The sequence below is a fragment of the Nocardia wallacei genome, assembly GCF_029869545.1.
In the GTDB taxonomy this organism is placed as follows: Bacteria; Actinomycetota; Actinomycetes; order Mycobacteriales; family Mycobacteriaceae; genus Nocardia; species Nocardia wallacei_A.
This window is the reverse complement of record NZ_JARWQD010000290.1, coordinates 110,995-123,681: the sequence shown is the minus strand read 5'-3', so window position 1 is coordinate 123,681 and position 12,687 is coordinate 110,995. Positions and strand designations below refer to the sequence as shown.

The following is a 12,687-nucleotide window of genomic DNA, read 5'->3' as shown; positions in this document are numbered from 1 at the left end:
CGGGAAGAGTGGGCCTCGCCCTGCCGGGAAGAGTGGGGCCTGGTCCGCTGGGAACAAAGGAAGGACTGGCGCTCTGTCATCCATCCTGCGCGACCGCTGCCGTCGTTCCCAGCGAGCTGTCTCCTCCTCCTTTCCCGGCCGTCGGTCTGCGTCTTTTATTTCCCGGCGGTCGGTTTGCGTCTCTTGTTTCCCGGCGGTCGGTTTGCTTCCCTATTCCCGGTGGGCAAGTCCCCTTCTCGTTCCCGGTGTGCTTTTGGCCGGGATCACCAGGGCTGGTATTCGTCTTCGCGGAGGCGGGTTAGGGCGCGGTCTATCCAGGTGGTGAAGCGGGTGGTGAGGTCGGTGGGGGTGAGGGGGCGGACGGTGATGTGTTCGGCTCGGGTTTCTATGTAGCGGCCGTGGGGGAGGTCGTACCACTGGACGACGTTGGAGGTGGCGGGGTCGGTGTTGAAGGCGCCGATGCGCAGGCGGGCCGAGCCGCCGCCGTCGCCGGGGCCCTCGAGCAGGCGGTGGTAGCGCTGGGCGGGCTCGTTGGCGCGCAACGTATTCCGGTCGTCGCGCAGGTCGGCGGGGTGGACGATGATCGGGGGCTGGGTGCCCGGCTCGCGGGCGGGAATCGTGTCGGTCAGGCGGGCGGGCAGGTCCTGCGAGCGGCACAGCCGCAGCCGGATGCGTCCCTCGATGTCCCCCTGGGTGAACTGATGCAGCACGGCGGCGTGATACAGGGTGCGGGCGCCGACGATCCGATAGACCCGCTGTTCGCCCGCGCTACCTTTGTATTTCGTTGTGCCGCCGAGGATTTCGATGCGCATATCCGAGGTGGTCAGCGTGTGCACGGCGAGCTGGATCTGCTCGAGCTCGTCCTCGCCGTAGCGCTGCCGCACGGCGACCCGGTGCGCGTCGAATTCGTCCTGAAAGGCGAAACGACTGGTGTAACGCAACAGGTTCGGGATCCGGTCGTTGGCGTCGCTGTACCACAGCGCCGCGAAATCATCGGGCTCCCATACCCATTCGGCCATGCGTGTGCTCCATCGATCGGGCGGTGGTCCGCGGACGTCACTCCTGCTTCGGCCGGTGATAGCGGTCGTAGTCGCCGCCGATCACACCGCCCGGAATCGTCTTCGGCTGGTCGCCGATCAACTCCTCGGCGTTCTCGGCATTGATGAGGTAATCGGGTGTCCGGCGGTCCTTCTCGTCGTCCTCGCCCTTCCCGCGCCCGGCGGCGCCCATGCCGGGCATCCCGGCCATGCCGGGCATTCCGGCGCCACCGCGCCCCGCCGCGGCCGCCGCGGCGGCGGGACCCTGTCCGAACCCGCCTCCGGTGCCGGGCACGCTGCGCCCGGGGCCACCGGGGATCGCGCCGACGCCACCGATGCCTCCGACACCGCCCCCGCCACTACCCGCGCCGCCGCCGGACCCGCCGGAGAAGGAGCTGGGCGTGGTCGAGGTCGCGGTCGGATCGAACGACGACGGCTGCACGGCAGTGGGATCCGTGCCCGCCGAAGCGGTCTCGGAACCGGTGAGCCCCGACAGATCCGGTGTCTCGGTGCCGGATCCGTCGGTCGGTTGCTGCTCCGGGTTCGTCGTACCGGTGCCGCCGTCCTCGCTGCCCGGGTCCCAGCTGCCCGTACCGCCGGTGCCGTTGCCGCCACCACCGTTGTCGTCACCACCGCCGTCCTGAACCGGCGCCTTGAATTCGATCGGCTTGGTCGGATCGGCGGCGGGCGGCAACACCGGGATCGAGGTGTCGACCTCGCCCAGCGGCGAGACGTACCCGGATTTGTATGCCTCCCAAGCCTGTTGGCGCGCCTGGCCCTGCCGCTCCTCCAGATCGAACCGGTGCGGCGGCCACAACCAGGAGGTGGCGTCGATGTGCACGCTCTCCGGGATCGCCTTCTTGGTATTCACCACCGCCTCCGCGGACCGCCCCATCTTGTTCGCCATATCCTCCAGCGCGGGAGTCAATTTCTGGGCGTCGGCGGTGTAGTTCTGGATCGCGGTCTTGGCGGCCTCGGCCGAGGCGCCTTCCCACGCTTCGGAAATGGAGCGGTTGATGGAACGGGCGAAGGTTTGCACTCCCTGTTCCCAGAGATTTACGGCGGTCTCGTATTGGCGAGCCGCGTTGTAAGTGTCCTCTACGTTCAGCGGATCGAAAGCTCGCTTCAGCTCGCCTTCCTTCCAGATCGCGGCCAGCGGACCACCCGCAGGAATCTTGCCCGGCTCGTATCCGAGCGGTGGCATGTCTCCAGTCACGTCAGTTCCCCTCTATCTTGATGTGCGGGGCGGCAAGCCTTGGACGTGGAACGCCGGGGGCGTCGCCGGAGGCTGCTGTGGCAAGGTTTCCTCGAGCTGCTTGTAGCGGGCTGCTGCCTCAGCGTCTTGGCTGGTGATCTGCTCCCGGATCTTGCGGTAAGTCTCCTGGATGTCCATCACTGCCTTCTTGTGGGACACCATCACCGCCCATACGCTGTTGCTGGTGGCATTTTCTTCGGTGTCGCCGGGGTTCTTGGACTTTGTCCTGAACCACTCGACTACCTTCTTGCCTGAGATCAGGTCCTTGCCATCGCCGTGGTATCCCTCGCCGAGGCCCCACACCTCCTGCGCGGAGATTCGGTCCATGATCGCTTGGATCTGGTTGATTTTTTCGATGAAGGTCTGGCAGTCGCGATCGAGATGCACGAACTGCTCCAGGTCCATCCGGAGGCCGATCCGCCCCTCGCTGGCCTCGGTCACCATATTCGAGAACGGACTATTCGCTGGTGGTTTAACATCGTCAGCCATGATTCCCTCCCTACGCCCCAGATGAGATCCAACCAGAGCTACGTCCCGGCGGGCAAGGTTGGGACGACCTTCTCGGCAACCTCCTGCGCCAGCTGACAGGAATCGAGGCCTCCACCCTTCCGGTTCTCCCTGGGGTTGCTGAGGAAGAACTCAAGGCTTCCGCCCTTGATCTCCACATTAACTGTGCACTGCTGGTCTGGATGATCACGTGACTGCCGGTTGGAGAGAGCGGGCCGCCCGGCGACGGTGAACGATTTCAGGTCCTGAACAACGAAGAGTGGAGTCGAGGAGGTGCCCTGCTCCCGTATCTTGCTCAGCGTTGTGTTGGTCACCACAATGTCCACTGCGTACCAGTCGGATCGAACCCACTGGCAGCCGAACCATTTGAGACCGCTGTTCGAGCTTTCTCGCGGAATGCTCCCGTGCAGCTGCAGTGAGTCCAGCGCGCTGTGCGGAATCTGCGTGCAGGGGTCGTACCCCGGCACCGGTGCCGCACTGGTGCCCGATGCCCCGGACGGCTCCGGGTCGCCCTCGTTCCCGGAATTGCACCCGGACACCAGCGCGGCCGCTGCGGCGATGGCTGCCGCGCCGCGAACGATCTTCCCCCAGCTGACCATGTCGTCCTTTCGCCGCCGGTGACCCGGTGTCACGGGGCTGGACCGGCTCCCCACCCCTTGGTAAAACTCGTGCTTGACCGTACCTTTTCCGTTTTGGCCATGCAATCGTCGCCACCGCCGGGTGTCAGTTGCCGCCGGGGAGGCGGCGCAGGCCCACGGTGACCTCGGTGGCCAGGTCTTCGTAGGCGACGCCGAGTTCGGCGAGGCGTTCCCAGGCGTCGAACAGGTCCCAGTCCGAGGTTCCGGCGAGGGCCGAGTAGGCGCATGCGGTGAATTCGGCCAGGCGGTCGACCACCGAGCCGAGCCGCTCGGTGTGTATTCGCGCGCAGCCGTGGGACGGCGGGAGCCGGTCGTTTATCCAGAAATCGATACTCGCCCTGAGTTCCCTTCGGCGCCGGTCGATCTCCTCGGCGTCCGGGGCATCGACCGCCAGTCGCCGTTCGTGCAATTCGCCGAGTTCTTTCGCGCATCGCAACAGCGCATGCTCGGGCTGAGTCATCCCGCGGCAGGCGGCCAGAATCTGGTTTTTCGAAGGCAGAATATCCACGGGCTCCATGGTGTTCTCCGGTTGTTCCGGGCAGCAGGGAATACGCCTCGGAGGCCGAGTGTGAACCGGCGCAACGAAATTCGGGGATCATTGCGGAACCCCCCGGCTACCGAGGCGGACCAAGTACACACCGAAATTCACCGAATCGGCATCGACACCTACACATTTCCGCCCGGAATGTGCCAGACTGCCTGAACGGGGATCATTGCGCGAACGTCACCAGCTGAAGGCTTCCAAAAATCCGTTCACTGATAAGTGAGGCTAACGAGATGAGCGTCGCCGGTAGTACTCTCGCACGTCGCGCCCTGGGCCGCGAGCTCCGCCGCCTGCGCCTGGCCCGCAACATCCAGCAGGCTCAGGCCGCCCGCTTGGCCGAGACGTCACCGCAGTCGATCTCCCGCTTCGAGGAGGGAAGATCCACCCGCATCACCAGTTTCCAGCTGAACGCCCTGTGCGATGCGTACGGGGTGACCGACGAGAAGCGGCGAATCCTGTTGGCGCTGTTGCAGGAAGCCAAAGCATCCCGCGAGCACGGGGGTCGATGGTGGCGGCCGTACATCGATGAGATGAAGGCGGAATTCAACCACTACATCGCGCTGGAGGAGGCAGCCAACCGGCTCTCGTGCTGGAAGCTGGCCGTAATTCCTGGTTTGCTCCAGACTCCGGAGTACCGGCGCGCGGTGGCGTGGACCGAAAACCCCAATGTGTCATCGGAATTGGTCGAAAGGCGGATCGAGTGGACGAAACGCAGGCAAGTACGTCTCGGAAACCCGGACTTCCAGGTCGAGTTCATCTTGTCCGAGACCGTCCTGCGCGATCAGATGGGCGGACCTGCTGTGATGCTCGGGCAGTTGGAGCGCATGCTGAAAGTGGCTGAGCTGCCTAATGTTTCGATCCGGATCGTGCCGTTCGATGCCACAGGACATCTCGGTTCGCTCGCGGGGTCGTTCTCGCTACTGGAGTTCCCGATGTTGCCGCAGTCCAGGCTGATGGAGCCTCCGATCGTCTACGTGGAGGGCTATGCCGGGGACCTCTACCTGGAGCGGGACGAGGAGATACAGCTCTATCGGGATGCGTTGCGGGAGATACGGCGTGTAGCGTTGAATGCATCCAACTCGAGGGCCTTGATTCTGGCAATCTCAAAGGAGCACCAATGGTGAGCATCGACTCTTCCGAGGCGCGTTGGTACAAGTCCAGTCGGAGTGGCTCGACGGCCGACTGCGTCGAGATCGCCCACCTCGACGACGGCGCGGTAGGCGTCCGCGACTCCAAGAACACCACCGGCCCCGCCCTCCTGTTCACCCCCACCGAGTGGGACGCCTTCACCACAGCCCTGCAGACCGGCAAGTTCGACCGAGCCTGACCACTCCGTAACCCGCCGCAGAAGCCCGGAAGTCGTGGCCGACCCCGAACGATCGGCCACGACTCGGCAACTCGCGCCCCCGCGCCCGGCAAGCGCGCCGACCTGCTCGTGCTGACCGCCGACCCCACCCGGGACATCGGCAACCTCCGCGCACTCGCCATGACGATCCTGAACGGCGACATCGTCATCGGCAATCGCTAGGGCCGAAGCCCCTGCGCGGCAACGCATTATCCAGAAGGATCTCCGCCGCCGCCCGCGCATGCCGACCGTAGTCCGGGTCGCCCAGCACCATGGCGCGGCTGGCGGCCCCGTCCGCCAGGGTCACCAATTGCTCGGCGAGCGCGGCGGGTTCGTGGCAGCCCAGGTCCGTCACCAGTGCGGTCACCAGCCGCACCATCATCAGTTTCTGCTCGCGTGCGTAGGCGTGGACCGTGCTGTGCGGGTCCGGGAATTCGGCGGCGGCGTCGATGAACGGGCAGCCGCGCACCGGAGCGGCATCCGCGGCGGGCTGGACGAACAGCCCGAGGATTCGGTCCCGCGCCGGGATGTCCTCGCGAGTCAGCACGCTCTCCAGGGTGTGTCCCGACGAGGCGAGGTCTTGCAGATGCGCGATGACCAGGTCGATCTTGGTCGGAAAGTGCACGTAGAGAGTGCGTTTGGAGACCGGCGCGCGCTCGGCGATCTGCTCCATGCCGGTCGCATTGATCCCCTGGATGGCTGCATGAACGGGTTGGTCCGCACCGAACTGAGCGACTACGCGGAGACGCTGATCCGCGGCGCCTGAGGCGAAAGCCGTTGTCCAGCAGCCTGTCCGGCGCAGCGATGCCTTCATATTGTGGTGCTCCCACGTGCGAGATGTACGGAGTGACCGTAGGCCCTCACTATGCGTCGGCGGGTAGGATCCGGAACGAGCGGAAGCCGGGTGTCAGTGGTTCGATGGCGCGGAGGTCTCGTTGGTCGAGGGTGAAGACGCAGTCGGTTTTGTATTTGTCGGCGAGTGCGACGCCGACCGCGTCGGCGAGGTCGAGTTGCAGCCCTTCGTATTTGGCTCGGACCGATTGTGCCGTGGACAGGTCGACGTGCTTCAATTCGGCGAGGCGATAGCGTCCCTCGATGGTTCGGGCCAGTAGCGCGTCGGTGATGGTCATCGCCGCGGGGAAGCCGAGGTCGTGGCGGGTCAGGTGGTCCAGTTCGGTCAGCACCAGGGGCGAGATGACCAGAGTCTCGCTTTCCATCACCGACAGTGCCTGTTCGTGCTCGGCTTGGTCGGCGTCGAATGCCGCGAAAAGTGCCGAGGTGTCGGCGACGATGATCATCGACGCGCCGACCGTCGCTTGATCTGCTTGTAGACGTCCTCACGCATTTCGTCGGCACTGCGCGAGCGCCCGCTGTGGAAGACCGGCAGCGGCTCGTCGTTGCGCGGCCGGTCGGAGGCGTCCAGCAGCATCGCGATGCCGCGGCGGATGAGTTCTGCCTTACTGGTCCCCGTCGCCGCGGCCTCCGCGTCGAGCCGGACCTCCAGCTCATCGGGGATGTACACGGTCGTCTTCACCATGCCACATATGGTACCACCCGTCGCTCGGTGAACGCCGCGAACTCGTTCCGGCATCGCGGCCGGTCAAGCCCGATGGACTGCGGTGCCGCAGGAGTTGCAGAACTTGGCGCCCGGGGGGAGTTCGGCGCCGCAGTCGGTGCAGTGGGACGGCGACGAATTTGCCAGGCGCGTACCGCAGTTCATGCAGAACTTGGCGCCCGCGGGGTTGGCGGTGCCGCAGGCGGTGCAGTGTGGGCCAGCGGCGGGGAGGGCCTGGGGCGCGGGCGGGGGAGCGCTGCCGACGTGCTGCTGGATCGCGTTGACGCCCAGGGCCGCACCGAGGAATCCGCCCTCCACTCGGCCGCCGCCGTCGGCGAGGCCCTGGCCCGCGCCCAGCGCCATTTCGCCCGCGGCATAACGCTGGAAGTCCCCGGCGAGCCGAATGTAGGTGACGTCCTTGGCCAGTCGCTTGAGCCGCTGCGCGTCCTCGGGCGCCAGGCTGATATCGAAGTTGCCCAGGCGCGGGATGCGCAGGCCGTACTCGTAGAGCGCGAGATTGGTCTCGCGCAGCACCGCGGTCTCGACCGGCTGCAGCTGGGCGGACATCCCCAGCACCGGCCACTCTCCGGCCGAGATCCCCTGGGCGACAGTGACCTTCATGGACTTCAGCAGCAGGTCGGCACACCAGCCGGGCACCGCGCCCGGATCGGCCGGATCGACCGTGCCCGCCAGCGAGGTGATCAGATCCGCCGGGTCGCGCACCGACAGCGAGAATTCGCCGAACACCCGCAGCGTCACCACCTGCTCGGTCGCCGGATCGACGATATCGGTGAGCCGCCCGCCGAACTTGAGCCCGGAGAACTCCCGGGTGGAGACGAAGTACAGCTCGGCACGGTAGAAGTTGCCGCCGCTGAGGGTATCGACGAGGGCGCCGAGCACGGGCAGCTCGTCCGCGTCGACCCGATGCCGCCCGGGCCCCATCGCGCCGACCACCTTGCCGGACTTCACGAACAGGGCTATCTCGTCGGCGTTGACCAGGGCGCGGCTGTAGCGCCGGATGTTGAGGTCCGGCCACTTGTAGAGGAGCTGATTCTTGCGCTCCTCGGGGACCGCAATGAATTCCCGTTCCAGCCAGGCCATGTGTGCTCCATCGTCCGCACCGCTATTGAACGCGCCGTTAAACAACGGTACATTAAGTAGATGTTCCTCCATTTCATTCTCTGGCTCCCGACAGGGGGGATGTATTCCCACACCGGGGAAGCTGGCGGCAGCACCGCGACGATCGGCCAACCACAATGAGAGCCCGATTCATCCGCGGGCTCGAGAGGTTTCTCATGGCGGAGCAGTCCGGCGCATCCGACCAGCCATTGCCGCACCCCTGGGCGAATCGGCGGATGCGCGGAACCGAGGTGCCGAGCCGGGCGCCGCGCCCCTGGTCCACGCGGCGGGTGGCCAAATCCGAACTCTCGCAGCGGTTCCGCCATCCGTGGTCGCCCCCGGGTGCCACGGAAGGCGAACCGGCACAGCTGTTCTCGCCGGATTCCCAGTCCTCCGGCACGCGCCCGGACGCCGGGCCGCCCACGCAGCCCGTGCCGCCGAAGGTGTCCGCGCCGCCGAATCTGCTCGAACTGCCGGAACCGCACGAAATGTCGGAGCTGTCGGAGGCCTCCGAACTCGAGGCGCTCGGCCTGTCGGAATCGGATGCCGGATCGGGCCGCAGCTCCCGAACCCGGCCCAGCCCACGGCGATTGGGCGGCGGACTGGTCGAGATGCCGCAGGTCGCCCCCGTCGATCCGCGCGCGGCGATGCTGGCCAATCCCGTAGTGGCCGAACACAAACGGTTCTGCTGGCAGTGCAACGCACCGGTCGGCCGCGCCACCGACGGCGAGCCCGCCGCGGTGACCGGCACGTGCGCGAAATGCGGCTCCCCCTTCAACTTCCGCCCCGCCCTGGAGCCGGGCGAGCTGGTGGCCGAGCAGTACGAGGTGCAGGGCTGCCTGGCGCACGGCGGGCTGGGCTGGATCTATCTGGCCGTGGACCGCAATGTCAGCGACCGCTGGGTGGTGCTGAAGGGCCTGCAGAATCCGCAGGACTTCGAGGCCCATGTGGTCGCGTTGGCCGAGCGACAATTCTTGTCAGAAGTAGCCCATCCGGGAATCGTCAAGATTTACAACTTCGTCAAGCACCGTTCCGCGCGCGACATTCCCGACGGCTACATCGTCATGGAATATGTCGGCGGTCGATCGCTGAAGAAGGTTCTCGATCAGCGGGCGCCGCATCGCATTCCGGTTGCCGAAACCATCGCCTACATGATGGAAATTCTGCCGTCGCTGGATTATCTGCATTCGTTCGGGCTGTGCTACAACGACCTCAAACCGGACAACATCATGGTCAGTGAGGACGAGGTCAAGCTCATCGACCTGGGCGCGGTCGCCGCCATGGAGTCCTACGGCAGCATCTACGGCACGCCGGGATATCAGGCGCCGGAAATCACCGAGACCGGGCCCACGGTGATGTCGGATATCTATACCGTCGGCCGGACCCTGGCCGCGCTGGCACTCGAAATGCCCTGCGACGACGCCGGTCACCATCTGCCCGGAATACCCTCGCCCGACGAGCAGCCGCTGCTGCGGCGCTACCCGGCCCTGCACCGCCTGCTGTGCCGGGCCACGGATCCGGATCCGCAGCGCCGCTTTCCGTCCACCTATGCCATGTATTTGCAACTCGCCGGGGTGCTCCGGACCGTGCTCGCCACCGATAGCGGGCGCGAATATCCCCAGGCTTCGGTCGAATTCAGTTCGATGCGGGGCGATTTCGGCATCGAGACGCTGATCGGCCAGACCGACGGGATCGTCGACGGGCGGGCGCGCATGCCGGTCCTCGACGCCCGCAGCGTGGCCTCCGCGCTGCCGGTGCCGCTGATCGACAGCGAGGACCCGAGCGCGGAACTGCTGTCGACGATGCTGCACGCCGATCCGCGCCACGCGCTGGACGCGTTGCGGCGCACCAGCGATCGCATCGCCGCGGGCACCATCGCCGAGCCCGAATCCTTCGAACTGGAGGGCTCGCTCACCGCGATCCGGGCCCATCTCGATCTGGAGGAGATCGAGATGGCCACCAGGTTGCTGGCCGAACTGCGACCGAGCTACGGCGCGGACTGGCGGCTGGAGTGGTACCACGGCATCGCCGCGCTGCTGGGCGGTCGGCACGAGGCCGCCTACCGGCATTTCGATCTGGTGCACTCGATGGTGCCCGGCGAGATCGCGCCGATGGTGGCTCTCGCGGCGACGGCGGAACTGGTGCTGCAGTCGCTGGACGAACCCGCCGATCCCGAGTACTGGCATCGCGCCGCGGTGGACTTCTACGGGGCGGTGTGGCGCACCAACCACGGCGTGGTGAGCGCCGCCTTCGGGCTGGCCCGGCGGCTGGCCGCCGACGGTGAGCTGCTCGAGGCGGTCGCCGTGCTCGATCAGGTGCCCGCGGCGTCCCGGCACTACGCCGTCGCGCATATGACCGGATGCCTGCTGCTGGTCTCGCGGCCGGTCTCCGAGGTCACCGACGGCGACATCGTGACCGCCGCGGCGCGCCTGCAGACGCTCCCGGACGAACCCCGGGCGCTGCAGTTGCGGGTCGTGGTCGTCGGGGCGGCGCTGGAATGGTTGCGGGCTGGTGGCTGGGCACGGGATCCGGGCGCGACCCTGCTGGATTTCCCGCTGGACGAGCAGGGTCTGTCGCGCGGCCTGGAATCCTGCCTGCGGGACCTGGCGCGCGCCGCTCCCGACCGGCTGCACCGCTACCGGCTGGTCGATCTGGCCAATCAGGTGCGCCCGCGGACGCGGTGGTAGTCAGCGCAGATATCGGCGGGCGAGCACCAGGGCGGGCACGGCCGCGATCAGCGCCAGCCACAGCCAGTTGCCGGTGACCAGCGCGACGGTCACCGCGAAAACCACGCCCGCCGCGCCGAGCACGGCGAGCCGGAGCAGGGGGTTCGGGGGGATCGGATCGGGTGCGGGGGCCTCGGCGCGCGGCAGGTCGGTGAACAACTCCGCCAGTTGCGCCTTGGTCGTCGCGGCGTGCACCCGCGCGCTGCGGTCCTCGAATTCGGACAGCGTCAGCCGTCCGGCGGCCAGATGCTGCGACAGATCCCGCAGTGCGCGTTCCCGCTCGTCGGTCCCCGTTCGAGCGCCCGGGATTTCGTTCATGTCGAGCAGAATATGGACCGCGGCGTCCTGCGGATTTCCACCGGCGGGAAGATGGTCGTCTGACCATACTGGAAGGGACATCACCCCGTCACCCGGCGTGCAAACTTGTTTCAGTGTGGTTTCCTTTATGTATGTCAGTCGGTACTGAGTACACGATCGATGAGCTGGCTCGTGCGGCCGGCACGACCGTGCGTAGTTTGCGCGTTTACCACGAGCGGGGTGTGTTGCCCCCGCCTCAGGTGAAGGGGAGGACGGGTTTCTACGGGCAGGACCATCTGAATCGGGTCCATACGATCAGCCGGCTGCTGGACCGGGGGATCAAGCTCAACGGCATCAAGGAGTTGCTCGCGGCCTGGGACCGGGGCGACGACCTCGGTGTCATCCTCGGCGTCGGCGGGGACGTGCCGCCGGATACCGAGGCATCGTCGGGCGAGACGATCTCGGCGACCGAACTGGAGGAGCGGTTCCACGGCGTTCCGCAGGGGCTGGCCCGGGTGGTCGCGCTCGGAATGTACGAGCCGGTCGACGCCACCACCTATCGCGTGGCCGATCCCCAGCTGGCCCGCAATGCCGAGGTGCTGGCCGCCACGGGCGTCCCCGCGGACGTCCTGCTCACCGAGCTGGAGCGGCTGTACGGCGATTGCGACCGCATCGCCCGGCGCTTCGCCGACCTCTTCCAGCGGACGGCCTGGAGCGAGTATCAGCAGTCCGAACGGGGGTCGGAGGATCTGGGCAGACTCAGCGAGCGGGCCGATACGACACGGACCGTCCCCGCGCGAATGTCCGCCGAGCTGATCGCCCGGCTCGTGGCGCGCTATCTCGACCAGGACTCCGAGCTGGCCGAGGTGCTGTCCGGCTCCTGAGGAGGTCCGCGACCACCCGATCCGCCATCAGTTCCCACCGGTGGAAACGCATGCCCCGATCTTGCCGTTAAATAACGGTACATTGCTTTATGAGTCGATCAATGTCGGGTCGTCACATGAAGTTCGATAGGAGATGTCGATGACCACCACCAGCGGTGTACCGAATCAGGGCTGTCGCACGGGCCGGGTATCGAGGGGAGTCGCGGCCGCGGCGGCGGCGCTGGCGGTCGCCGGTCTCGGATTCGGGGCGTCGGCCGGGCCCGCGTCGGCGGATCTGCCCGGCGCGCCGTGCCTCTGGGCGGGCAACCCCTACCCCGACGGCGAGACCGTCTACGCGGGCGGCTGGGCGTTCACCTGCCACTCGGACTTCCTGGGCGGCGCCCGCTGGAATCGCGACGGTGTGGCGAACCACCGCAGCACCGTGCCCAATCCCGGCGCCAACGGCAATCCCGCGGGCCGGTTCAGCCCGGGTGCCCGCCAGCCCGGCACCGCCTACACCGACTACTGCGTCGGCGACCAGCTGATCGAGGGCGCCGAGGACATCTACGAGGCGTTCCCGGCCGGTGGCGGCCTGTATTGGCGTGCGGCGGGCCCGATCTCGAACTGGACCTTCGACGGCGCGCGGCCCGAGGCGACGTGGCGGACCTCGAGTTCGTGCAACGACGGCTCGCTGAGCTGAGCAACCACATCGTTCGTTCCCCCATTCGTCACGCATTGGCTACTTAAGTAGGTCCGTATCGACCTACCGATTGCGCATCGTCACTGCTTCTGTCCAGAATC

At 66.8% G+C, this 12,687-nt stretch carries 15 protein-coding genes; 5 read left to right on the top strand and 10 right to left on the bottom strand.

Annotated features, from left to right (window positions below):
• Positions 1-263 precede the first annotated feature (263 nt).
• The 5 genes from QH290_RS25655 to QH290_RS25635 form a co-directional block, all read right to left on the bottom strand.
• Positions 264-1,019 (bottom strand): ESX secretion-associated protein EspG, encoded by a 756-nt coding sequence (locus QH290_RS25655; protein ID WP_280385673.1) that lies wholly within the window; start codon positions 1,017-1,019, stop codon positions 264-266.
• A 37-nt stretch (positions 1,020-1,056) separates the two neighbouring features.
• Entirely contained in the window at positions 1,057-2,253 is a 1,197-nt protein-coding gene (locus tag QH290_RS25650) for a WXG100 family type VII secretion target (protein ID WP_280385672.1), read from the bottom strand.
• A 12-nt stretch (positions 2,254-2,265) separates the two neighbouring features.
• A complete protein-coding gene (locus QH290_RS25645; RefSeq protein ID WP_280385670.1) occupies positions 2,266-2,781 on the bottom strand; it encodes a hypothetical protein in 516 nt (171 codons plus the stop codon).
• Positions 2,782-2,819: 38 nt separating this feature from the next.
• Positions 2,820-3,398 (bottom strand): DUF3558 domain-containing protein, encoded by a 579-nt coding sequence (locus tag QH290_RS25640; protein ID WP_280385668.1) that lies wholly within the window; start codon positions 3,396-3,398, stop codon positions 2,820-2,822.
• 124 nt (positions 3,399-3,522) lie between these two features.
• Positions 3,523-3,954 (bottom strand): hypothetical protein, encoded by a 432-nt coding sequence (locus QH290_RS25635; protein WP_280385666.1) that lies wholly within the window; start codon positions 3,952-3,954, stop codon positions 3,523-3,525.
• 260 nt (positions 3,955-4,214) lie between these two features.
• On the opposite strand from QH290_RS25635, the gene QH290_RS25630 reads away from it, so the two are divergent.
• Positions 4,215-5,105, top strand: a complete 891-nt coding sequence (locus QH290_RS25630; RefSeq protein ID WP_280385665.1) for a helix-turn-helix domain-containing protein — start codon at positions 4,215-4,217, stop codon at positions 5,103-5,105.
• Entirely contained in the window at positions 5,102-5,308 is a 207-nt protein-coding gene (locus QH290_RS25625) for a DUF397 domain-containing protein (protein ID WP_280385676.1), read from the top strand. Before QH290_RS25630 ends, QH290_RS25625 begins: the two co-directional genes overlap by 4 nt.
• Positions 5,309-5,492: 184 nt before the next feature.
• On the opposite strand, the gene QH290_RS25620 is transcribed toward QH290_RS25625, so the two are convergent.
• The 4 genes from QH290_RS25620 to QH290_RS25605 form a co-directional block, all read right to left on the bottom strand.
• The gene (locus tag QH290_RS25620; RefSeq protein WP_280385663.1) at positions 5,493-6,140 is read right to left on the bottom strand and encodes a TetR/AcrR family transcriptional regulator; all 648 of its coding nucleotides are present in this window, start codon (positions 6,138-6,140) and stop codon (positions 5,493-5,495) included.
• A 49-nt stretch (positions 6,141-6,189) separates the two neighbouring features.
• Positions 6,190-6,624, bottom strand: a complete 435-nt coding sequence (locus QH290_RS25615) for a type II toxin-antitoxin system VapC family toxin (protein WP_280385661.1) — start codon at positions 6,622-6,624, stop codon at positions 6,190-6,192.
• Positions 6,621-6,863, bottom strand: a complete 243-nt coding sequence (locus QH290_RS25610) for a ribbon-helix-helix domain-containing protein (protein ID WP_280268418.1) — start codon at positions 6,861-6,863, stop codon at positions 6,621-6,623. Before QH290_RS25610 ends, QH290_RS25615 begins: the two co-directional genes overlap by 4 nt.
• A gap of 63 nt (positions 6,864-6,926) precedes the next feature.
• A complete protein-coding gene (locus QH290_RS25605) occupies positions 6,927-7,982 on the bottom strand; it encodes an SPFH domain-containing protein (protein ID WP_280385659.1) in 1,056 nt (351 codons plus the stop codon).
• A 194-nt stretch (positions 7,983-8,176) separates the two neighbouring features.
• Between QH290_RS25605 and QH290_RS25600 the strand changes: the two genes are divergently transcribed.
• Complete coding sequence (locus QH290_RS25600) at positions 8,177-10,687, top strand: serine/threonine-protein kinase (protein WP_280385658.1); 2,511 nt, start codon at positions 8,177-8,179, stop codon at positions 10,685-10,687.
• On the opposite strand, the gene QH290_RS25595 is transcribed toward QH290_RS25600, so the two are convergent.
• A complete protein-coding gene (locus QH290_RS25595) occupies positions 10,688-11,044 on the bottom strand; it encodes a DUF1707 SHOCT-like domain-containing protein (protein WP_280268415.1) in 357 nt (118 codons plus the stop codon). It lies immediately after the preceding gene.
• A gap of 131 nt (positions 11,045-11,175) precedes the next feature.
• Between QH290_RS25595 and QH290_RS25590 the strand changes: the two genes are divergently transcribed.
• Together QH290_RS25590 and QH290_RS25585 are read left to right on the top strand one after the other, a co-directional pair.
• The gene (locus QH290_RS25590; protein WP_280268414.1) at positions 11,176-11,907 is read left to right on the top strand and encodes a MerR family transcriptional regulator; all 732 of its coding nucleotides are present in this window, start codon (positions 11,176-11,178) and stop codon (positions 11,905-11,907) included.
• Positions 11,908-12,046: 139 nt separating this feature from the next.
• A complete protein-coding gene (locus tag QH290_RS25585; RefSeq protein ID WP_280268413.1) occupies positions 12,047-12,586 on the top strand; it encodes a hypothetical protein in 540 nt (179 codons plus the stop codon).
• Positions 12,587-12,687: the final 101 nt, after the last annotated feature.